Here is a 317-nt window from a genome sequence, read left to right as displayed (position 1 = left end):
TAAATTTATAAATTAGTTCTAATCACTACTTTGTGATTAGGACTTTTTTAGTTTTAATATGCAAAGTATAAAGTACTCTCATTCGAAACTTGCGGAAGCTTTTATACCCGAAACCTGCTCGTTTAATCGCCTTGATTTTATTGTTGGTACCTTCTAGTGGACCATTAGAATAGGGATAATTAAAGGTGTTCTTAATCTCATCATGATGTTCTTTCAACGTTTCTAAAGTGGATTGCATCTCTGGCGAGATACCATCTGTATGCCAAAAAGTGGCATTGTAGTTATTCCAGTTATTGGTCTTCAAAGCGTAACGTAGA

At 34.4% G+C, this 317-nt stretch carries 1 protein-coding gene; it reads right to left on the bottom strand.

What is annotated here, in order from left to right; translation table 11 throughout:
• Positions 1–25 precede the first annotated feature (25 nt).
• Positions 26–317, bottom strand: a 292-nt coding sequence (locus HC026_RS12510; protein WP_168926219.1) for a transposase, incomplete at its 5' end; no start/stop codon positions are given.

The sequence above is a fragment of the Secundilactobacillus angelensis genome (assembly GCF_012641075.1).
GTDB classification, from domain to species: domain Bacteria; phylum Bacillota; class Bacilli; order Lactobacillales; family Lactobacillaceae; genus Secundilactobacillus; species Secundilactobacillus angelensis.
The sequence above is the reverse complement of the archived record's forward strand: the minus strand, read 5'-3'. Positions and strand labels throughout refer to the sequence as shown.